This window comes from Staphylococcus xylosus, assembly GCF_002732165.1.
Taxonomy (GTDB): Bacteria; Bacillota; Bacilli; order Staphylococcales; family Staphylococcaceae; genus Staphylococcus; species Staphylococcus xylosus.
This window is the reverse complement of the sequence record NZ_MRZO01000005.1, coordinates 67,912-90,140: the sequence shown is the minus strand read 5'-3', so window position 1 is coordinate 90,140 and position 22,229 is coordinate 67,912. Positions and strand designations below refer to the sequence as shown.

The window sequence follows — 22,229 nt, the reverse complement described above, 5'->3', positions numbered from 1 at the left end:
TTATAACACTAATTTTCAAATTACTGTATCGTTACTTCATCAATTCTAATCTAATTGAGTACCACCTGTCACGCCATAAACTTGTCCTGTAGTATAACTTGATTCCTCAGCTGCTAAATGTACATACACACCTGAAAGTTCAACCGGTTGACCTGCTCTACCTAACACTTCTTTTTGGCCAAAAGTTGGAATCTTAGATTGAGGCTGTCCACCAGAAATTTGGAGTGGTGACCAGAATGGTCCTGGTGCTACACAGTTCACTCGGATTCCTTTACTACCTAATTCTTCAGATAAGCTCTTGGTAAGTGAAATAATAGCCGCTTTGGAAGCAGCATAATCATGCAAGATTGGGCTTGGGTTATAACCTTGCACGGATGAAGTCAGTGTAATCGTTGCACCTGGTTTTAAATAATCAATTGCTTTTTGAACTGACCAGAAAATAGGATAAACATTTGTTTCGAATGTCTCAGTAAATGATTCCGTATCAAAGCCTTTAATATTATTTCTATATTGCTGATGTCCTGCTACAATCGTTACATTATCTAAACCACCAAGTTTGTTATAAGCTGTTTCAACTAAATCGTAGTTAAATTGCTCATCACGTATATCACCTGGGATTAATACAGCTTTACGTCCTGCTGATTCAATCACTTGTTGTACTTCTTCAGCGTCCGCTTGCTCAGCTGGTAAGTAATTAATCGCCACATCTGCACCTTCCTTAGCATACGCAATTGCAGCGGCTCTACCGATAGCAGAATCTCCACCAGTCACTAACATTTTGTAATCTTTCAAACGTCCGTAACCGATATAAGTTGTTTCACCACAATCAGACTTAGGGTCTAATTTATTTTGTAAACCTGGAACGTCTTGCTCTTGTTTTGGGAAATCTTCACTTGAAAATTTTGTTCTAGGATCTTGACCTGGCATATGCAAACACTCCTTATTTAATCAATATGTTTATGCATTACCCTGATTTTTCAATGTTTAATACATCATTCGAAGATTCTATTGATATTGCTCATTTAAAAGTTTTTGTACAAAACTTACGAAATACTCTGGTACTTTTTCTAATATACGTTCGTCTGGATCATATTTAGGATGATGCAGGTCATATTCACTATTAGAACCAATAAATACAAATACACTTGGATATTTATTTGAGAAACCAGAAAAATCTTCTCCAATAGTTAATGGTTGGTCCATAACACTCACATTATAACCTACTGATTTAGCAACCTCTTTAGCGTCTTCTGTTAATTTTTCGTCGTTAACAACCGCACCTGGTAAACGGTGATATAACGTTTCAATTTCAACATCAAATGCCTCTGCAAGACCGCTTCCGATTGCACGCAAGCGTTTTTCGATGTAATTACGTTTCTCTTCATCAAAACTTCTCACTGTACCTTGAACATAAGCCTCATCTGCAATAACGTTCCATGTATTACCACTAGATACTTCACCAATAGTAACAACACCATTATCAAATGCTGATAAATTCCTACTAACAATAGACTGCACGCTATTAATTAATTGTCCTAACACAATAACTGGATCATTACCTTGTTCAGGTTTCGCAGCATGAGCGCCTACACCTTTAATTTTAAATTCAAATCGATCTACAGAAGATGTAATCACTCCTGGTTTCACTGCAAATTCACCAATGTCTAATGTAGGATAATTATGATAACCTAACACCGCTTTAGCACCTTCTATCGCGCCTGTATCAGTAATATGATACGCTCCATAACCTAGTTCTTCTGCAGGTTGGAAGATAATACGTACGCGTCCAGTTAATTGCGCTTCTATTTCTTTTAATTTTGTTGCTACTGCAAGTATGCTTGCCATATGAATATCATGTCCACAAGCATGCATCATACCTTCATTCGTAGATGTAAATTCATGTACAACTTGTTCTTTGATAGGCAAAGCATCTATATCTGTTCGCACTGCAACAAATTGCTCACCTTGACCAACCTCTGCTACTAAGCCAGTTTCTAAAGGTAAATCTAGAATTGTAATATCATACGATTCTAAAATTCTTCTTAATCTTTTTGTTGTTTCATATTCTGCATCTGATAATTCTGGATATTGATGAAAAGTTCTTCTCCAATTTATGTAATCTTCATATTGTGGCATTATATGTCACGCCCTTTCTTATTTTTCAAGCGCAAAATGAGGTAGTAACCAATTGTTACAATCACTACACCTGCAGCTAAATTATTCGTTATTAATATAATCGCCATCGTTAGTATTACTATAACCCCATTAAAAATAGGTGCTTTTTTAACAAACGAAACAGTTCTTCTATCAAATGTATTTAATGATATCGTAATTAGTACGGTCGCTAATACCGCCATAGGTATCTGACCAATAAAACTAGCAAATACAAACAAACTAAAAATTAAAAAACTTCCTGTGATCAAAGTTGAAACTCTTGATGTTGCTCCCATACTCAAATTGAATTTTGATTGTCCCACTAATGCACTACCACCATATCCACCAAACAATCCTACAATAAAGTTTGCAATACCTTGACCAATTGACTCTTTATTTTTATTACTAGTCGTATCCGTAACAACATCAATCATTCGAGCGGTTAAAGTTGTTTGTACTACAGCTACAATTGCCATTGTTAATCCATACATAAAGATAATAAATATATTTTCTAAATCATACATCATTTTAGGTAAAGTAATATTGGGAAAACGTACATGTATGGAAGCTAAATTATGAACATATAGTATATCTGGCTTAATTAACCAAGTGGCAAAGGTTAATACAATAATAGAAACCAAAGGTGCTGGTATGAATTTTATATACCTTTGTGACAACCAAATAATTAAAAATGAAATTAATACAAGAACATAAGTAGCATTAGAAATTTGAAATATATTATCAAGTTGGGATGAGAATAGTAGTACTCCAAGCGCATTCATAAATCCTATGACAACGCCTGTAGGAATATAATCTAATAGTTTATTTGTATGACAATAACCAAATATAATTTGTATTAATCCCATAATAATTGTAGCTAGAATCACTGCTTGCATCCCTTGACTAGCCATAAGTGGTGCTACAACTAAAGAGACACCACTACTTGGCGCTGAGACCATTAAATTCCTATTGCCTGTAAAACTAATGACAATCATCATTAACCCAGTACTCAACATACCTATTGTTGGGCTAACGCCTGCGATAAAAGAAAATGCAATAGCACCTGGCAAAAGTGCGAATGCTATTAATACACCGGATAGTACATTCGGAATGATATTACCTTGCCATTGTTTTATATATCCGTTGCTTGTCACGCCGAATGTCACCCCCATATCTTCCTCATGTCATATGGTATCATAATTGTCAAAATATTTTATCAATTCTGTTTATCAAAATATAAAAAGCTTAGCACCACAGCCCTTGCTCATGTGTAAGAAACACTTCAATTTCAAAAGCGAAGCACCTGAGTAAAACTCATGTGTAAGAACCACTATCTTAACAAAATTAAGAAGTGGTTCTCTAGAGAAGTGGACTTGGGCCACCTGAGACCTTGCTCATGTGTAAGAGCCACTATCTTAACAAAATTAAGAAGTGGTTCTTTAGAGAAGTGGACTTGGGCCACCTGAGACCTTGCTCATGTGTAAGAGCCACTAACTCAATAAATTGAGAAGTGGCTCTAAATAATCTTGGGCATCACTTGATGCCCCAGACTGACAGTATAATTATATTAACCTTTTAATTGAATTTTATTATCTACCAATACTTTGCCATCTTTAATCACTGTCTCTGCATGGTTAATACCGTAATGATATGGAATATATTCATGGTTAGGTGCATCCCAAATTACAATATTTGCTTTATCTCCTTCATTAATTGTTCCAGCAGCTACGTCTATTGCTTTTGCAGCATTTACCGTTACCGCATTCCAAATTTCATTTGGGGATAATTTTAATTTTAGCGCAGCAATAGACATTACAAGTTGTAAATTATTGGTAACGCAACTACCAGGGTTAAAATCTGTTGCAATTGCAATCGCACCATCATTATCTAGCATGCCTCTCGCATCTGCATATGTTTCTTTGCCTAAATAAAATGTTGTGCCTGGAAGTAATACAGCTACAGTGTCACTTTGTTTTAGTTTTGCTTTACCTTCTGTACTAGAAGCAACAAGGTGGTCTGCAGAAATCGCACCTTCATCAATGGCTAATTCAAGTCCACCTAATGGATCGATTTCGTCAGCATGAATTTTCACATCAAACCCTAACGCTTTAGCAGCTTGCATATATTTTCGTGATTCCTCAATGGTAAATACACCTGTCTCACAAAATATATCTGCAAAATCTGCATATGGTTTAACTTCAGGTAATAGGTCAATCATTTCTTGCAAGAATGCTTGATTTGATTGTGCATCTTTAGGAACTGCGTGAGGTCCTAGAAAAGTATGCTTCATATCTAAATTGTATTTGTCTGCTAAACGATTAGATACACGTAACTGTTTCAGTTCGTTTTCTTTATCTAAACCATAGCCACTCTTACTTTCTACAGCTAACACACCATGTTCAATCATAGTTAAGAGATTCTTTTCTGCTTTTTCAAACAATTCATCTTCAGTCGCTTTACGAGTCGCTTCGACAGTAGATAAAATACCTCCACCTTGTTCCAGAATTTCTAAATATGAAACACCTTGTCTTTTGAGTGACATTTCATGTTCGCGAGACCCGCCATGTACAAGATGTGTATGTGCTTCAACAAGTGCGGGTGAAACTACTTTGCCTGTTGCATCAATAACTTCATTAGCTTCATAATCATTAGAATGATTACCTGCATAAACTATTTTGCCATCTTTTACAACGACAGTTCCATTCTCAATGATATTTAGCTCATCTAATTCTTTTCCTTTTAATGGACGTTCAGTTGATTTTGGTAAAATAAGTTCTTTTATGTTTTGAATAATTAAATCGTTCATTTTTTGTCTCCTTTACCTGTAATCATTGGGATTTTTATGCCTTTTTCTTTTGCTACTTCAATTGCAGACTCATATCCAGCATCAGCATGTCTCACTACACCCATACCCGGATCCGTAGTAAGTACACGTCCTAAACGTTTGTCTGCACGTTCTGAACCATCTGCAACAACAACCATACCAGCATGTAACGAATAACCCATACCAACGCCACCACCGTGATGGAATGAAATCCACGAACCACCTGCTGCAGTATTGATTAAGGCATTTAAGATAGCCCAATCACCAACAGCATCAGAACCGTCTTTCATTCCTTCAGTTTCTCTATTTGGGCTTGCTACAGATCCAGAATCTAAATGGTCACGTCCAATAACAATTGGTGCAGAAATTTCACCGTCACGTACTAATTTATTCAATGCTAAGCCCATTTTGGCGCGCTCTTCATACCCTAACCAAGCAATACGAGATGGTAAACCTTGAAACGCAATTTTTTCTTGCGCTAAGTCTAACCAACGAATTAATTTTTCATTGTCTGGGAAGATTTTTCTCATTTCTTCATCAGCGCGCTCAATATCCTTTGGATCTCCACTTAAAGCTGCAAAACGGAAAGGACCTTTCCCTTCGCAGAATAATGGTCGAATATATGCAGGTACAAATCCAGGGAAATCAAATGCATTTTCTAAACCGTCATTAAATGCAACTTGTCTAATATTATTACCGTAGTCAAATGCGACAGCACCATTTTTTTGAAATTCAAGCATATATTCAACATGTTTTCTCATAGAAGCTTGTGATTCTTTAACATATTGTTTTGGGTCTTTATCACGAACTGCTTTCGCCTCTTCCAATGAATATCCTTCTGGTACATAACCATTTAATGGATCATGGGCACTGGTTTGGTCAGTTACGATATCAATTTTAAAACCTTTATCTAAAATGGCTTTATGTGTATCGACAGCATTACCTACTAAACCAATAGAAAGCGGTTCACCTTTATCTCGTGCTTCCTTAGCTAAACGTAATGCTTCATCTAAATCATGTGTTTTGACGTCACAATAGCGTGTTTCTATACGTTTATCAATCCGTGTTTCATCCACATCCACACCAATTACAACACCGCCGTTCATAGTAACGGCAAGTGGTTGCGCACCACCCATACCACCTAGTCCAGCAGTTAATGTTACTGTACCGTTCAATTTACCATCAAAATGTTGATTGGCAAGTTCACCAAATGTTTCATAAGTACCTTGAACAATACCTTGAGAACCGATGTAAATCCAACTACCTGCGGTCATTTGTCCATACATCATTAATCCTTTTTTATCTAATTCATTAAAATGATCCCAGTTTGCCCATTCCGGAACTAATACTGAGTTAGAAATTAATACACGTGGAGCTTCTTCATGTGTTTTAAATACAGCAACTGGTTTACCTGATTGTACTAGCATTGTTTCATCTGCTTCTAACGAACGTAATGTGTCTTCAATCGCTTCAAATGCTTCCCAATTTCTAGCTGCTTTTCCAATACCTCCATAAACTACCAAGTCTTCTGGACGTTCTGCTACTTCAGGATCTAGGTTGTTATATAACATTCTTAAAACCGCTTCTTGTTCCCAACCTTTACATTCAATATCTAAACCTTTTTTCGCTACTATTTTTCTCATGAAAAATCACTCCTTAATTTAATAAAATTTTCCTTTATTTAAAATATCCATAATGCAAATGGAATAGTAATAAGTAAAGTGAATACCACTCTTTCAAACCATATTATGACTAGTTTACCGACTGATATTTTAACTTCCGTCGATAAAATCACTGGCACTACACTCGAAAAGAAAATAATGGCTGAAACACTCATAACTGCTACTATAAATCTTGTCGCTAAATCTGCACTTTGAGCTATCGCTGCTGGCAACAACATCTCTACTATAGAGATTGTTGAAGCTTGTGCTAAGACTGCTACGTCACTTACAGGAAAAATACTTATAATCGGATAAAAAATATAAGAAATATATTCAATAATTGGTGTATATTCCGCAATGATTAATCCTAAAAATCCTATCGACATGATAGATGGTAAAATAGCAATCGTCATTACTACACCGTCACGCAAATTCTCTGTTATATTTTCTATCAAAGTTTTCGAATTTTTGACGGCTATCTTAGCTTCAAGCCATGATTCTTTTAATAATGGCATATCTCTACGAATTTCTTCTTTATACGGTTGGTCTTGATATGTGCTTGTTTTCTCTGTTCTTATAGGTGGGATTTGTACCGTTATTGCAGTCACGATAAATGTCACTACTAAAGTAAACCAAAAATAAAGATTCCAATATTCTATAATACCTAATGTATTTGCTACGATAATCATAAAAGTAGCAGATACCGTTGAAAACCCAGTTGCAACTACTACTGCCTCTTTGTGCGTATATCCTCCATCTTTATATACTTTATTTGTAATTAATAAGCCTATTGAATAGCTACCTACAAACGAAGCAACAGCATCTACAGCTGATTTTCCTGGCGTTTTAAAAATAGGTCTCATTATTGGTCTACAAATAACACCAATAAATTCCAGTAATCCAAATCCTATTAAAAAGGATAAGAATATTGCACCTATAGGAATTAATACGCTTAAAGGTATTGCCAATTTTTCATATAAAAAAGGTCCAATACTCTCGGTTAATACAAAACCAGGTCCAAAATCAAATACCACCATAAAAGCAATAAATACCCCTATGACTTTAAATAAACTAAAGACTATATCTGTTTTAGACTTATTCCATTTCTTATTGATAAATGGATGTGCTGCGCCAATCAATATTAAAATCAATACATAGTACGGTAATATCGGATTAAGCAATTTTGATATCCACTGTACGATATGATCAATCATAATCGTCGATTGACCGCTAATAGTAATTGGTACAAAGAAGAATATAATACCAATAAGACTATAAATGAAAAATTTCCACATGTACTTCACGCCCCTTACATGAAAGTACGCCTCCCTCTATATTTCACAGTATAGTATGTTATTATATAGACTACCAATATAAATAAACTAATTATTGATAACTTAAAACTATAAATAAAATTTTAAGAGGTGTATGAGATATGAAGGTTATTCAATTAGAATATTTTGTGGCAGTTGTAAAATACAACAGCTTTACGAAAGCAGCTAATTTTTTACATATTAGTCAACCATCACTGACTACTACGATAAAAAAGATGGAATCAGACTTAGGTTATGATTTATTTACGCGAACTACTAAAGATATTAAAATTACCGAAAAAGGTATCCATTTCTATAACTACGCTCTACAACTCATACAGAATTATCATCAAACAATCGAGAAAATGTATGATCTCAATATGGGGCATGTGCCCAAAATCAAAATCTCTATTTTAGAATCTACAAATCAATGGATTTCTCAAGTGTTGGCAACACATAAAAAGCAGAACGCAGACCAAACTTATCTAATTTCAGAAATTCATGATCAGACTAAAATAATAGAATTACTTATTAATTTTGAAAATCATCTCGCTTTCACAAACGAACAAATTATTCATGAAGATATAACTTCCATACCATTATATGAAGAGTCTTATGTTTTAATTACACCTAAAAAAGCATTTCCATATAAACGAACAACATCAATTGCGTCTTTACCACTTATTTTACCAACGAAAGGTTCCCAAGTACGTAAGCATCTTGATGACTATTTTAATAGAATGAATATGCACCCAAATATTGTTATCGAAGCTGACCGCTTCGAAGCGGCAACTAACTTTGTCCATAGAGGATTAGGGTATGCAATTATTCCACGTGTTTATTATCAATCTTTTAACGCGCGAGACTTAGATGCAATAGATATCCGACCTACGTTAGGTCGTTCTATTTACATCAATTACCTAAAAAAAAGAAAGCACTCTGAACGCGTGCTTTCTTTCATTGATCAATGTATAAACTATTGGAATTTTAAAGAATGAAATGGTGGAAGAAATTAGCTGATAATTTAGCCGTTCTATTATCGACATCATATTTGGGATTAGTTTCAGCAATACTGATTGTTGAAACTTTTTCATTCGGTATAATACGTTTTGATAGTTCGAGTACAACATGCGGAAATAAACCAAGCACACCGTTGGCACTTACACCTGGTGCAAATGCACTATCAATAACGTCCATACATATCGTAAACATGATGACATCATGATCATGAATAAAACGTTCTACTTTATCCTTAATTGGAGGAGAAATTTGATGCAGTAATTCTTCCGCATAAACATAACCGATATCTTTAGTTTCAGCATAATCAAATAATGCTTGTGTATTACCACCTTGTTGGACACCTAATACAAGATAATCTGCATTGTCGTCTTGCTCTAATATTTGTCTAAAACTTGTACCAGATGTGGAACCTTCTGCCTCTCTTGTATCAAAATGAGCGTCTATATTGATAACGCCAATCGATGCATCTGGATAAGCTTCACGTGTGCCTAAGTACTGTGCATATGCAATATCATGCCCACCCCCTAACAGGAATGTTTGCTTATGTCTTTTAATCGATTTAGCTACATAATGGGCATATTCTTGCTGTGTTTCTTCTAACGTTTGATGGTCATGCTCTACATTACCATAATCATATACGTTACACTTCCTAGTTACAGGTAAATTAGCAAACACTTTTTTAATTGCGTCAGGACCTTCTTTAGCACCTGTTCTCCCTTTATTGAGTTCGACCCCTTTATCTACTGCATAACCTAATAAACCTACACCTTGACGTGTTTCATTGTAGTCATCCTCAATATTGCGAAACTGTATCGTTTGAAAATGTCTAAATTGCGATTCATCTGTTTCACTATCTATTCTGCCTGTCCAAAGATCACGTTGTGCCAGTTTATACATAATTCTCCTCCTTTAATCATTAAATACCACCTAAAAGTATACGCTTACATTTAAACCAATTCAATTTATAATTATCTTTACCCAATTGCCCACATCTTAATTTTAAAAAGTTACTAAAAAATATTTCAATTAGATGTTAGATAATGTAAAACTATTACATTTCAATGATAAATCCTTAATTTAATTTATTTCTGCATCATATATATGTATAATTAAGAACGAATGATTTTTCTGAAACCCTATTGGAGGTTACATAATGAATACAAAACGTATACCTGGTTTTCAATGGGCAATGATGATATTTATTTTCTTCATTATAGCCTATACATTACCGATTATACTTAAAGATTTTCAAAGTGCAGTACCATTTAAGAGTTTTGTCTTTGACATGAGTACCTTAGCGCCACTAATTGCTACTATAATCTGTCTTATCGTTTTTAAACAAAAGCGTACGCAATTAGCAAGCTTAAAACTCTCTATTAGCTTAAAGGTAATTGAACGTGTCATTTTAGCAATTGTGTTACCATTGCTTATTTTTATCATTGCTATGGTAAGTTTTAACATCTTTGCTGATAGTTTTGTTCTTTTACAAACAGAAGACTTATCTGTTTCAATTTTTTCTATTATAATTGGACAAATTGTAATGGCATTCTTTGTGGAACTTGGTTTCCGTTCATATTTACAAAATATCGTTGAAAATAAAATGAATACATTTTTCGCCTCTATTATCGTTGGTTTTATGTATTCTATATGGAACGTTAATATTGCGTTTAGTTTTGACTATGCAATATACAGTTTCCTATACTCATTTGCCTTTTCAATGATTGCTGGAGAATTGATTCGTGCTACAAAAGGACGTACAGTTTATATCGCAACAATTTTTCATGCGTCCATGTCATTTGGCCTTGTCTTCTTGTTTAATGAAGAATTAGGTGAAGTTTTTGCTATGAAAGTAATCGCGTTATCTACAGTTGCGGTAGCAGTTGTATACATTTTAATTAATCTAATTATCCGTGTAATACTTTATTTCTTTACGAAACGCAACTTGGATGAAGTTGAAGAAAACAACTATCTTGATCATATTAATGAAGATGACCAAAATGATATAACATCAGATTATCCTCAAAACCATACTAATAACGTTATGAATCGAGAACATCCAAACGATGATTCTACTACCGAAGATGAGATCAATCAAAATGAGAATCATCAGCAACAATCAAACTCAGATGATTCCGTGGCATACGGTTCGACAACGGCAGGACAAAATCACACTAATGATGACACAACAGCAGATTATAACTATGAAGAAGACAACACAATTGATACAGAAGAAGATAATAGCCGTGCTAATATCATTAAGGAAAATACACCTTCTACCGATTCAACAGAATCTGATACAATGGCGCATCATGACAAACCACAAGAAGATAACACTAAAGTAAACCGTAATACTAATAGCGCTGTCGAAGCATCAACAGAAAAAGCACATCCAAACTCAAGAGATGTATCATCAAGTCAACATGACGCGAATGTGCAAGAGTCGAAAGCACAAGATGACTACGCTAGCGACAATGACAACAGTAATGAACGTTCACCATTTGATTTAAAGAGTAAACGTGGTCACCGTCGTTAATATATAAAAACAAGAGCTAGGACATAAATGTCCTAGCTCTTGTTTTTATATTATGATTATCTTTTATCAAGCATTAAGTACATAAACAATTTTAATCTTTACTATTATTAAAATTAAGTGAAATGAGACACAAAAATTATTTATTAACTATTTTAACTCCAGCTTCTGTACCAATAATTGCTTGATCTACAACATCTAAGAAATACCCTGTTTCTAAGACGCCTACGAGATGTATTAAATATTCGTGCATTTCGGCAGGTTTTATATTTTCATTTAATTCAACATCCAATATATAATTACCGTTATCTGTAATAAATGGTACATCATCTACAACACGACGTATGACATTTAAATTATCATATGCTTCTATTTTTTTAGACACGAGTAACCAATTAAATTTATCAACTTCAACAGGTAATTTAAACGTTTGGCCTAGATAATCTACACATTTACTATCATCCGCTAAAACGATAAATCTATCAGCCATGGCATCAATGACCTTTTCCCTAAATAATGCGCCACCGCCACCTTTGATCAAATTTAAATTGTTATCAATCTCATCAGCACCATCAATAGCAATATTGATTGCTTCGACATCATTAACATCGACCACACTTATCCCCAATTCTTTTGCAATTAATGCAGTTTTATTGGAGGTACAAACACCAGTTATATTAATTTGTTCTTGTTCCAGTTTCTCTGCAATTTTTGGGACAAGCAATTCAATTGTTGATCCAGAGCCAATTCCTACAATCATACCGTCTTTGATTTGGTCTAATGCATCATTAAATGTACTTATTTTCAACTGTTTCTTATCCATAATGCTTCCCCTTTTATACTGTACTTTTATCCTTATTGTACATGAGATTCATTAAAATACATAGTTGAAAAATCATTTTCTGTAGTAAATTATACCTTTACTTGCATATTCATTATATTGTTTTAAAATTATAATTATCAACTATCTGGAGGTACAAAATGATGATTTATACTTTAGAAGCTATCTCAACAGGTAAAGTCGAAGATTTACCTTATAGTACTAAACGACCAATGCGCTCAGCTTTAAATAAAAAAAGATTTGCCGGCAGTATGTGGCTATCAAAGACTGGATTTGTTGAAGATGAACAAGAATATAAAGGACACGGTGGTCCAGATAAAGCTGTTTGTCTTTATAGTAAGAAAAATTATTCTCTTTGGGAACAAGATGTGACAGTACTTCCAGAATATGCGATGTTTGGCGAAAATATCACCGTCTCTGATTTGGATGAACAAGACGTACATTTTGGGGATCAATTCAAATTAGGCGATGCAGTATTAGAAGTTTCAGAAATTAGAGAGCCATGTTGGAAAATTCAAGAAAAGTATAAAATTCCCAATTTAATTAAACGTATGTCCGATTCTGGTAAAACTGGTTTTTATCTTAGGGTTTTAAAAGAAGGTTATGTTCAAGAAGATTCAAATTTGGAGTTACTTAAATATGCCGATAATGAAACATTACTTTCAGTTTTTGATTTAAACGAAATCTATTATACTGATAATAAAAATATTGAGCGCTTAGCATACGCTATAAAAAATCCATACTTAACAGAAGAAAGAATATCAAAACTAGAAAGATTTTTAACACGAGCTAAAAAAGCAAACAATAATTAAGGGAGTGGGTCAGAAATCAAATGTTACATTTGATTTCTTAAACCCACTCCCTATTTCTGTTTTATAGATTAAGGTTAAATAGCTTTATATAGCAAAATCCACTTAGCATAAACTATATCATTTCTCTGAAATTTTATATGATGTTTTAGAGTAATATGGCTGATTCGCCTCTAATATAGATGGTGCTTTTTCTCCAAATAAATTGATATCATTCGGTATACATTGCGTTTCTAAGGTAAAACCAGAGTGCGCTTTATAAATGTTAAAGTCACTTTGCCAACCTGTTGTATCATTAAATGTGAATATAACAATATTCGGCATGTCTGTTTTAACTGTTAGTAAAAAATGTTTATTTTCTACAGCCATCTCATTGCCACCTATATCGAACGGATGATCCACGCCACCAAAACGTTCCATTTGTTCTTTAACTATTGCATCTTCACTATTAAAAATATCCTTAAATTGGATGTTTTGTTCATTAAATATATCTACTAGATCAATCGGTTCTTTCTTCTCTACAATATTATCTTCATCCAATGTATACATATCTAATTTAGAACTTGAAATACTGTGGTTATCGATAACATTATTGTCTCTATTAAGATTGAAATATACATGATTCATTGGATTAAACAACGTTTTCTTATTAGATGTAGCTTTGTATTCAATTGTCCATTTATGGTCAACGTCATATGTGTGTATAACTTCTAAATCTATATCTCCTGGAAAGTAGTCGTCTTCACTTTTTATAACCGTAGTAAAAATCACTTTAACTTGGCCAACTTGTTCTTCAATTTTATAATCAAAAAAACGTTTATCTAAACCCTTAGGTCCACCATGAATATTATGTGGACCGTTATTGGCTTCAAGGTTGTATTTTTCACCATCTAGTTCAAATGTTGCATTTGCAATCCTACCGCCGTATCTTCCAACAGTAGCACCAAAGTTATAAGGGTTTTCAATATAAAACTCATCTGCTTCAACTACATTACCTAGTACAATATTGTTATCGTCATACTTCCATGAAACAATTCTAGCACCATAGTTTGTGAAAACTATTTTCGTATCTTCATTATCAATTTTAATTAAATCAATACCATTACTTTGACTTTCTACTTTTGCAAACATCCTCAATTACTCCCTTTCAAACCCGTCGCCGTTTATTTAATAGCGATAGGTGTTGTCATGAATAAAACATCAATTTCAAATGCAAGCTAAAAACTGCAAAACTTGAGAAGCTCAAGTATATTATTGGGCAATTTAAAGACTTCATTATATATCGAACTATTACGAAATTAGTAACTAAATAACTAAAATCGCTCATATTCAAACTATACTGTTACACACTTTAATCATTGAACTATTTGACTGTATGCCTACTTTCATAATTCACGCTTCCCTCAACCATAAATTATGATTTAAACAATCAGCTAAATATAATAAGTTATCAATTGGTATGTATATAAAAATTCCCTATCTATAATATAACTCTCTTATATTGTAACAATTTATACAAATAATAAGCTATACTATTGTTGCATTTTATCAAACAATATTGAAAATTGTTATAGTTTTTTCTATTTTTCACTATTTTTTCATGTGTTTTCGTTTATTTCAATATTATTTGAGTTAAAACGACTAGCTAAAGATTACTAATAAATAAAGTTAAGAAGCTAAAACAATTTTATGCTCTAGCCTCTTATTTTAGTTTATTAACTTTTTTTATTGAAAATACGTTTCATCGAGCTCACAAAACCTTTATCAAAACTCAAAATTGTATCTTTATAACTGCGCACTGCAATCCATAATAATACAAATATTGTTATAATTGACAAGGCTACGCTAACCATAATTTCCCATGTCGCAACATCTGGTGTCGATGCTCTAACAAACATAACAAAGGGTGACATAAGCGGTATAAAACTAACAATTTTCACAAGCAATGTATCTGGATTCATTACACTAAATAATGAGATATAGAAGGCAATCATACTAACTAATGTCATAGGCATTAATGCTTGGTTGATATCTTCAATACGTGACGTAATTGAACCAAGAATTGAGGCTAAAATTATATATGAAAAAATACCTATAATCAATGACACAAAACCTACAACAACTAATTGAAGTGTTAATTCATTAGGTTCTACTTTAAATCCTTGTAACATATCGCTAATGTCAAATGTTAAGAAGCATATCACACCTACTACTACAAAAATACTAATTTGGGTTAACGCAACTGCAATTACCCCCGCCATTTTAGCAAAGAGATGTGTTACCGGCGATACACTTGTGATAATCATTTCAATGACACGTGACGTTTTCTCAGTTGCAATTTCCATTGCAACTTGACTTGCGTAATTAAATATAATGAAGAACATGAGCATAATACCAAGATAAACGATTGCAGTATTAAAACCTTTTTGTGCTTCACTTAGATTCGAACTTTTAGCATTATTAGCAATTATCTCTGCGGAAACATCACTTTGTGCTTGTAGTTGCTTTAACTCTCCTTGAGATAAATCAAGACTATTAGCTACAAATTGAGTTTGAATCGTCGATAAGGTCGCCTTTAATTTTTGTTTATCTTGCTCTGAAACAGTATCTTTACTTAAAATTTTACCTGATAACTTTTGGTTATCTTTTAATTTAATGATATAAGCTTTATCTAATTTTTCACTTTTTACTTGTGATCTAGCCTGTTTTTCAGATACCTTACTAAATTTCGCGCCTTCATCCAGCTGGTTTCCCTGAGACTTAATAACTTTATAAATTTCATTATTAGACGATACAACCCCAACTTTATCAGGACCATCATCGAATAAATCAATAATTTTATTAATATTTGATGCGCCGAGCATTAGAATTATTACTACAGTTGTGAATATCATAAATGATTTAGCTTTCACTTTATTTTTATAAGTTAATGAAAAAGTAGCCCAAAATTTACTCATGGATATCACCTACTTTGGCTATAAAGATTTCATTAAGTGATGGTTCTACAACTTGGAAACGTTTAACAAAGCCATATTGTGTAACAACATCGTAAATTTTTTCCGCAATCATTTCTGACTCAATAGTCGCTTTAATTTCTCGTTTATTTCTTTCTACAGCTATCACCCCTGTAATAACATCTATTTCAGGCATTTCATGTTCTGTCTCAATAACTACACGTTTATAACCATGATTTGATTTCACTTCATCAATAGGTCCTGAAACAACAAGTTCCCCTTTATTTAAAATACAGACGTTATCACAAAGTTCTTCGACATGCTCCATGCGGTGCGAACTGTAAATAATTGTTGTTCCTTCATCATTCAAATCTTGAACAGCAGATTTCAGTAATTCCACATTTACAGGATCGAGTCCACTAAAGGGTTCATCTAAAATCAGTAACTCAGGCTTGTGTAACATACTTGCTAACAGTTGAATTTTTTGTTGATTCCCTTTAGAGAGGGCTTCAATTTTCTTTTCTCTATTTTCTTTAATGTTAAATCGATTTAGCCAATAATCAATTGCTTTAGTAATATCTTTTGACTTCATGCCTTTTAATGTAGCCAAATATCGCAATTCATCTTCTACTTTCATCTTAGGATGTAAACCACGTTCTTCAGGTAAATAACCAATACGATTATATAATGACCTATCAATCACTTTATCATTATATGTTATCGTTCCTTCTGTAATCGGAGTCAACCCTAAAATCATTCTAAAAGTTGTCGTCTTTCCTGCTCCGTTTCTTCCTAAAAAACCTAACATTTTCCCTTTTTCTAGAGAAAGTGAAATATCATTCACAGCAGTAAAATTTTTATACTTTTTCGTGACATGTTCAATAAGTAATGACATGGCAAGTGTGCCCCTCTCTTTTGAAATTACTTTAGTCATATCATACCATTTATTCTATTACACATACATTTTAAATATTAATTTTTATAAAATCATAGCATTTATTTTCAACAAAATATATCATCCAATATAACTATTAATGTCCTTAGCTTTACATTAAATAATGTAAGCACTATCATAAAATTAAATAAGAACTTAATACTTATTGTTCACCAATAACAAATGGGAGGCATGGCAACATGACTTATAGTATCGGCATCGATTATGGCACCGCTTCAGGTAGAGTCTTTTTAGTAGATACATCTAATGGAGAAATTATCTCTACCTATATAAAGGAATATCCGCATGGCACTATCTCTAAATCTTTAAATGGTAAACATCTACCACACAATTATTTTTTACAACATGCTGAAGACTACACTTCAATATTAGAAGAAGGCGTTAGACATGTGTTGGATGATAGTAATATTAAACTAGATTCTGTTATTGGTATTGGCATTGATTTTACAAGTTGCACGATAGTGTTCTTAGATGAAGACTTCAAACCATTACATCTTAATCCTGAATTAACGGATAACCCACATGCTTATGTGAAATTATGGAAACATCATGGTGCACAAGACGAAGCTACACAAATGAAAGAAGTCAGTGATGAAATAAATCCATCATGGTTAAATTATTATGGGCACAGTGTCAATAGTGAGTGGATGATACCAAAAATATTAGAAGTTAAACATAAAGCACCCGAAATATTAAAACAAACTTCTTATATCATGGAAGCAGGCGATTACCTCGTAAGTTTACTTACCAATAAAAATATTCGCTCTAATTGTGGTATCGGCTTTAAAGGTTTTTATAATGAAAATGATGGCTTTAATTATGAATTTTTTGAAGCTGTAGACCCAGAGTTGCCTGACATTGTAAAAAATAAATGCGAAGCCCCTGTGGTACATATCGGTGAAAGCGCCGGTAATCTGAGTCAATATTACCAACAATTGTGGGGTCTCTCTGATACGGTTGAAATATCCCCCTATATCATTGATGCTCATTCAGGTGTATTAGGGGTAGGCGCAATCGAGCAAGGTGAATTTACACCAGTAATTGGGACAAGCACTTGTCATCTTATGTTAGACCCTAAACAGCAACCTATTCCTGCTATAACTGGCTCTGTAAAAGATGCAATTATCCCTGGCTTATATGCTTATGAAGCTGGACAAGCTGCCGTGGGTGATTTATTCAATTATGCTGCAGACCTTGCGCCAAAAGCAATTGTAGATCAAGCTGAACAACGAGGACTTTCCCTTTTTGAACACTTAGAAAAGATTGCTAGCGAAATAGCCATTGACGAGCAACATGTTACAGTGCTTGATTGGCATAACGGTAATCGTAGTATTTTGAGCGACAGTCATTTAACTGGAAGTATTTTCGGCTTAACATTACAGACACCATACGAAATGATCTATCGTGCTCACATCGAATCAACTGCATTCGGTACTAAAATGATTATGCAACAATTCGAAAATAATAATATACCAGTGCACACGGTATATGCTGCTGGTGGCATTCCAATTAAAAGCGAACTCTTAGTTGATATTTATGCAAACGTACTTAATAAAGAAATTGTAGTTATCGATTCAAGCAATGCTACTGCTTTGGGCGCTGCAATGTTAGGTGCAAATGTAGGTGGTGCCTATGCATCATTAAAAGAAACTGTGCAACAAATGAAGCAACCTATATATTATCGTAAACAGCCAGAACCGGAAAAAGTAAAACAATATGAACTACTATTCCAAAGATACAAGTCATTACATGATTTATTAGGGAAAACACATCCTGAACTTTCATATATTGATTAGTAATTTTAGTATTATAAAACAAACATAGGAGTCTGAGACACCAATTGATGTCTCAAACTCCTATGTTTATTTTTATAATCAAATGCATAACTAATTAGACCTTAATATTTAAAATCATCTTGTTTGTTCTCTGGATTTTTACTTTCATCAAATGACTCAACATCATGTTTAAATTGTTGTGAATGACGCTCATCATTTTGAACAGACTCAGTATTGAATGAATTTGAGTGATTATTTTGTGTGTGATCTGAAGATTGAATATGTTGCCCATATTTATGACTACTGCCATATTTATTTGTTTTTCTTTCACTATCCAAACAAGCAATGACAATAATATAAATACCTAATCCTAAGTTAAGCAATCCAAAGACAAGCAAAATAATACTAGTGATTATATTTGTTTCACTCGAATCATTCTGCTCAAAGACAAAATTCACCACATTAGCAATCAATGAGATCCCTAGATAAACTAACGGCATGACCATTGTTCTACCTGTATCATGGAACCTTCTTATTAATATGGCCCAGTTTGGAATAAACGTTGCTATAGAATAAATACACATATATATTATACTTAACAGTAATAAAATCGCGCTTAGCCCTATTGCAGAACCAGTAGTCTCAGAAACGCTCGCTATAAGCATACATAAACCTATGAATCCTACTATAATTGCAGGTGACAAGAAGATAATATGCCACAATACCATAAACCAATATTCACTTCTACGTGACCGACCAGTAAAGTTAACATAGTTTTTCCAATATAATTTAAGCGCTTGTCCAAAGCCAATTTTCCTTTCCATAATCTCCCTCTTTTCATTTTCATTTGTTTAGGATAAGATTTATTTTATACTAGATTTTAATAGGTCGTATGTAAAAAACTTACTAACCCTATCATACAAATAGTGTAACAAAATTTAATCTTAGTGGTAACACAATTTTACAATTTTTTAAAAAATATCGAAAAAAATTTAAATTTACAAACTATATATTGGAGGGCAATTTATGGATTTTATACAACGAGATACTGTTACAATTGCCAAAGACTTATTAGGGGTGCGTGTCATCTATCACGATGAATTACAAACATACACTGGCTATATAGTAGAAACAGAGGCCTATGTAGGCAAAAAAGATCGTGCAGCACACGGATTTAATGGCAAGCGAACGCCCAAAGTTGAATCATTATATAAAACCGGTGGTACTATTTACGCACACGTGATGCATACACACTTGCTTATTAATTTTGTAACCCAATTAGAAGGTCAACCTGAAGGTGTATTAATCAGAGCGGTAGAACCTGAAGAAGGTATTGAGGCGATGTCACTCAATCGAGGCAAATTAGGTTTTGACTTAACAAATGGTCCTGGAAAATGGACTAAAGCATTCAATATTCCAAGACATTTAGATGGCTCTAAAATCAATGAAGGACGCTTACAAATAGATACTAAAAATAGAAAACATCCTAAAATAATTGAATCAAGTGGCCGTATAGGAATACCCAATAAAGGTGAATGGACAAATAAACCTTTACGTTTTACTGTACAAGGTAACCCATATGTTTCAAGAATGCGCAAATCTGATATGAAACATCCAGATGTAACTTGGCGTAATTAATATTAACGATAATAACTTTATCTTTAACTTGAATAAGAGGTTGAGACAATTATATATCTCAACCTCTTATTTTTTGCTAAATAAACATCATCATTGCCGTTTAATAGCATAGATAAAATTTTATTTTAATGCTTTATATCACGATCTAATAATCCAAATTGAATTGTTATTATAGTACAGATCACAAATATTACTGGATAAAATGAATATTTTAATACTTCTAAGTAAGACACATCTCCATATTGTTCTACCATTAACATACCACTATCATGTGGCAAAACCATTAATGCACAACAAGCAAATATATCTAATAAACTTGCCATACGTTTTGGTGGTACGTTGTATTCATCACCAATTTCTTTTGCAATTGGCGCAGAAATAATAATTGCTAATGTGTTATGCGATAATGCTGCAGAGAGCACACCAGACATTAAGCTAATTACATATTCTGCACTCTTACGCCCTTTAGCTTTGGCTTTCATTGCCTTAATAATCCAATCTATACCACCATAATATCGAATTAAAGCGACAAGTCCTGAAACTAAAAAGGCTACTAAAAAGATAGTAAACATACTTTCCATTCCATCACCGATAGCTCTTGTGAACTGAAATATACCTAATTGTCCCTGAACGATACCAAGTAGCCCCGCCATAATTATTCCAATAATAAGCACCAGAATGACATCTAAACCTGCTATTGCAGCAATTAATACAAATAAGTAAGGTAAAATATTGATAAAATTATAACTTAAGTCGCCATCCACTTTACCCGTTCCACCTACAATAGTGTAGAAAATAGCTGTAATTATGGCAGCAGGTAATGCAATAAGGACATTCATTTTGAATTTATCTCTCATCTTAGCGCCAACACCATTAGTTGCAGCAATTGTAGTATCAGAAATTATAGATAAGTTATCGCCAAAGTAAGCGCCAGCTATAACAGCTGCACCAGCTGCTGCGACACTTAAATCAGCGGCTTGTGCTACTGCAACACCTACTGGAATAAAAGCCGCCTGTGCACCAGTTGAAGTACCTAATGTTAATGCAGCAAAACCACTCATAATAAATATTCCAGGAATAAGTAAACTTGGCGGAATAACAGAAAGTCCCATATTCACCATTGCGGTTTTACCGCCCATTTCAGACGTAACAGCCGAAAATGCACCTGCAAGTAGTAGAATCAAACCTAAATTCACTATGCCTGAATTACCTGCATTTTCAGTGAATATTTGTACTTTTTTAGTAAAAGCTGTTTTTCTGTCATAGCAAGTCCAAGCTATAACAATACCTATTAATATTGCGACATGACGTGGCAATTGATCGAAAGCATCTTCTTTACCTAGAATGGTAAAAGTAATACCTACGCCTATATATAACACTAAAAATATTGCCAAAGGCAATAGCGCTAAGGCGCCATATTGTTTTTCACTTCGCATAGTTTGTTCCATAAATGAGCTCCTTATTACCTAGGTATTTTATATGATATATATGGTAAATCAAAAAAGAGATAATGTCATTTTATATACATTATCTCCTCTTTCGACACTTACTATTTAATTGTCACATCACCTGTATCAGTTACAATCTTAATTAAGTTTTCACCGTCACCAATTTTTTTATTTTTTAATTTGCTATTTTCAATATTTAAATTCCCAATATCAATTAATTTTTTATTCAATTAAGTAATTTCACTATGCTTTTCAATTAAATTTTTCGATAATCATTTCTATGACTATCATTATATTTTCCAAAAAT

At 33.4% G+C, this 22,229-nt stretch carries 18 protein-coding genes; 5 read left to right on the top strand and 13 right to left on the bottom strand.

The window, feature by feature from the left end; translation table 11 throughout:
- Positions 1-45: 45 nt before the first annotated feature.
- From BTM19_RS08945 to BTM19_RS08920, 6 genes are all read right to left on the bottom strand, one after another.
- Positions 46-927 carry an SDR family oxidoreductase gene (locus BTM19_RS08945; protein WP_099265835.1) on the bottom strand — a complete coding sequence of 294 codons (882 nt, stop codon included), beginning with the start codon at positions 925-927 and terminating at the stop codon, positions 46-48.
- A gap of 78 nt (positions 928-1,005) precedes the next feature.
- Complete coding sequence (locus BTM19_RS08940; protein WP_029378437.1) at positions 1,006-2,136, bottom strand: amidohydrolase; 1,131 nt, start codon at positions 2,134-2,136, stop codon at positions 1,006-1,008.
- Entirely contained in the window at positions 2,136-3,326 is a 1,191-nt protein-coding gene (locus BTM19_RS08935; RefSeq protein ID WP_099265834.1) for a SulP family inorganic anion transporter, read from the bottom strand. The genes BTM19_RS08940 and BTM19_RS08935 overlap by 1 nt, the downstream gene beginning before the upstream one ends.
- Before the next feature lie 395 nt (positions 3,327-3,721).
- Positions 3,722-4,960, bottom strand: coding sequence for an imidazolonepropionase (hutI, locus tag BTM19_RS08930; RefSeq protein ID WP_029378435.1), 1,239 nt, complete (start codon positions 4,958-4,960; stop codon positions 3,722-3,724).
- Positions 4,957-6,621, bottom strand: a complete 1,665-nt coding sequence (gene hutU, locus BTM19_RS08925; protein WP_038679025.1) for a urocanate hydratase — start codon at positions 6,619-6,621, stop codon at positions 4,957-4,959. The genes hutI and hutU overlap by 4 nt, the downstream gene beginning before the upstream one ends.
- 38 nt (positions 6,622-6,659) lie before the next feature.
- A complete protein-coding gene (locus BTM19_RS08920) occupies positions 6,660-7,934 on the bottom strand; it encodes a YjiH family protein (RefSeq protein ID WP_038679027.1) in 1,275 nt (424 codons plus the stop codon).
- A 140-nt stretch (positions 7,935-8,074) separates the two neighbouring features.
- Here BTM19_RS08920 and BTM19_RS08915 point away from each other — a divergent pair, with 140 nt between their 5' ends.
- On the top strand, positions 8,075-8,950 hold the full coding sequence (locus BTM19_RS08915) for a LysR family transcriptional regulator (RefSeq protein ID WP_058626028.1): 876 nt from the start codon (positions 8,075-8,077) through the stop codon (positions 8,948-8,950).
- Here the strand turns inward: BTM19_RS08915 and hutG are convergent.
- On the bottom strand, positions 8,940-9,869 hold the full coding sequence (gene hutG, locus BTM19_RS08910; RefSeq protein WP_029378431.1) for a formimidoylglutamase: 930 nt from the start codon (positions 9,867-9,869) through the stop codon (positions 8,940-8,942). The two genes, BTM19_RS08915 and hutG, sit on opposite strands and share 11 nt — an antisense overlap.
- A 256-nt stretch (positions 9,870-10,125) precedes the next feature.
- On the opposite strand from hutG, the gene sdpC reads away from it, so the two are divergent.
- A complete protein-coding gene (gene sdpC / locus BTM19_RS08905; protein ID WP_029378430.1) occupies positions 10,126-11,505 on the top strand; it encodes a peptidoglycan release complex CPBP-like subunit SdpC in 1,380 nt (459 codons plus the stop codon).
- Positions 11,506-11,641: 136 nt separating this feature from the next.
- On the opposite strand, the gene BTM19_RS08900 is transcribed toward sdpC, so the two are convergent.
- Positions 11,642-12,328, bottom strand: a complete 687-nt coding sequence (locus BTM19_RS08900; protein ID WP_038679031.1) for a ribose 5-phosphate isomerase A — start codon at positions 12,326-12,328, stop codon at positions 11,642-11,644.
- 158 nt (positions 12,329-12,486) lie between these two features.
- On the opposite strand from BTM19_RS08900, the gene BTM19_RS08895 reads away from it, so the two are divergent.
- A complete protein-coding gene (locus tag BTM19_RS08895) occupies positions 12,487-13,155 on the top strand; it encodes an MOSC domain-containing protein (protein WP_029378428.1) in 669 nt (222 codons plus the stop codon).
- A 117-nt stretch (positions 13,156-13,272) separates the two neighbouring features.
- Here the strand turns inward: BTM19_RS08895 and BTM19_RS08890 are convergent, their stop codons facing one another.
- The 3 genes from BTM19_RS08890 to BTM19_RS08880 form a co-directional block, all read right to left on the bottom strand.
- The gene (locus tag BTM19_RS08890) at positions 13,273-14,283 is read right to left on the bottom strand and encodes an aldose epimerase family protein (RefSeq protein WP_029378427.1); all 1,011 of its coding nucleotides are present in this window, start codon (positions 14,281-14,283) and stop codon (positions 13,273-13,275) included.
- 584 nt (positions 14,284-14,867) lie between these two features.
- Positions 14,868-16,109, bottom strand: coding sequence for an ABC transporter permease (locus BTM19_RS08885; RefSeq protein ID WP_029378426.1), 1,242 nt, complete (start codon positions 16,107-16,109; stop codon positions 14,868-14,870).
- The gene (locus tag BTM19_RS08880) at positions 16,102-17,001 is read right to left on the bottom strand and encodes an ABC transporter ATP-binding protein (protein ID WP_038679033.1); all 900 of its coding nucleotides are present in this window, start codon (positions 16,999-17,001) and stop codon (positions 16,102-16,104) included. The genes BTM19_RS08885 and BTM19_RS08880 overlap by 8 nt, the downstream gene beginning before the upstream one ends.
- 239 nt (positions 17,002-17,240) lie before the next feature.
- Here BTM19_RS08880 and BTM19_RS08875 point away from each other — a divergent pair, with 239 nt between their 5' ends.
- The gene (locus BTM19_RS08875) at positions 17,241-18,857 is read left to right on the top strand and encodes a ribulokinase (protein WP_029378424.1); all 1,617 of its coding nucleotides are present in this window, start codon (positions 17,241-17,243) and stop codon (positions 18,855-18,857) included.
- Positions 18,858-18,958: 101 nt separating this feature from the next.
- On the opposite strand, the gene BTM19_RS08870 is transcribed toward BTM19_RS08875, so the two are convergent.
- Positions 18,959-19,660, bottom strand: a complete 702-nt coding sequence (locus tag BTM19_RS08870; protein WP_058625523.1) for a DUF805 domain-containing protein — start codon at positions 19,658-19,660, stop codon at positions 18,959-18,961.
- 202 nt (positions 19,661-19,862) lie between these two features.
- On the opposite strand from BTM19_RS08870, the gene BTM19_RS08865 reads away from it, so the two are divergent.
- Complete coding sequence (locus tag BTM19_RS08865; protein ID WP_029378422.1) at positions 19,863-20,474, top strand: DNA-3-methyladenine glycosylase; 612 nt, start codon at positions 19,863-19,865, stop codon at positions 20,472-20,474.
- Between the two features lie 125 nt (positions 20,475-20,599).
- Here the strand turns inward: BTM19_RS08865 and BTM19_RS08860 are convergent, their stop codons facing one another.
- Positions 20,600-21,922: a Na+/H+ antiporter NhaC family protein gene (locus BTM19_RS08860; RefSeq protein WP_099265833.1), complete on the bottom strand. Its 1,323-nt coding sequence runs from the start codon at positions 21,920-21,922 to the stop codon at positions 20,600-20,602.
- Positions 21,923-22,229: the final 307 nt, after the last annotated feature.

Bases quoted from the DNA above. Each gene is read 5' to 3' on its own strand.
- BTM19_RS08945 (WP_099265835.1), bottom strand. From the start codon at position 927: ATGCCAGGTCAAGATCCTAGAACAAAATTTTCAAGTGAAGATTTCCCA.
- BTM19_RS08940 (WP_029378437.1), bottom strand. From the start codon at position 2,136: ATGCCACAATATGAAGATTACATAAATTGGAGAAGAACTTTTCATCAA.
- BTM19_RS08935 (WP_099265834.1), bottom strand. From the start codon at position 3,326: ATGGGGGTGACATTCGGCGTGACAAGCAACGGATATATAAAACAATGG.
- hutI (WP_029378435.1), bottom strand. From the start codon at position 4,960: ATGAACGATTTAATTATTCAAAACATAAAAGAACTTATTTTACCAAAA.
- hutU (WP_038679025.1), bottom strand. From the start codon at position 6,621: ATGAGAAAAATAGTAGCGAAAAAAGGTTTAGATATTGAATGTAAAGGT.
- BTM19_RS08920 (WP_038679027.1), bottom strand. From the start codon at position 7,934: ATGTGGAAATTTTTCATTTATAGTCTTATTGGTATTATATTCTTCTTT.
- BTM19_RS08915 (WP_058626028.1), top strand. From the start codon at position 8,075: ATGAAGGTTATTCAATTAGAATATTTTGTGGCAGTTGTAAAATACAAC.
- hutG (WP_029378431.1), bottom strand. From the start codon at position 9,869: ATGTATAAACTGGCACAACGTGATCTTTGGACAGGCAGAATAGATAGT.
- sdpC (WP_029378430.1), top strand. From the start codon at position 10,126: ATGAATACAAAACGTATACCTGGTTTTCAATGGGCAATGATGATATTT.
- BTM19_RS08895 (WP_029378428.1), top strand. From the start codon at position 12,487: ATGATTTATACTTTAGAAGCTATCTCAACAGGTAAAGTCGAAGATTTA.
- BTM19_RS08890 (WP_029378427.1), bottom strand. From the start codon at position 14,283: ATGTTTGCAAAAGTAGAAAGTCAAAGTAATGGTATTGATTTAATTAAA.
- BTM19_RS08885 (WP_029378426.1), bottom strand. From the start codon at position 16,109: ATGAGTAAATTTTGGGCTACTTTTTCATTAACTTATAAAAATAAAGTG.
- BTM19_RS08880 (WP_038679033.1), bottom strand. From the start codon at position 17,001: ATGTCATTACTTATTGAACATGTCACGAAAAAGTATAAAAATTTTACT.
- BTM19_RS08875 (WP_029378424.1), top strand. From the start codon at position 17,241: ATGACTTATAGTATCGGCATCGATTATGGCACCGCTTCAGGTAGAGTC.
- BTM19_RS08870 (WP_058625523.1), bottom strand. From the start codon at position 19,660: ATGGAAAGGAAAATTGGCTTTGGACAAGCGCTTAAATTATATTGGAAA.
- BTM19_RS08865 (WP_029378422.1), top strand. From the start codon at position 19,863: ATGGATTTTATACAACGAGATACTGTTACAATTGCCAAAGACTTATTA.
- BTM19_RS08860 (WP_099265833.1), bottom strand. From the start codon at position 21,922: ATGGAACAAACTATGCGAAGTGAAAAACAATATGGCGCCTTAGCGCTA.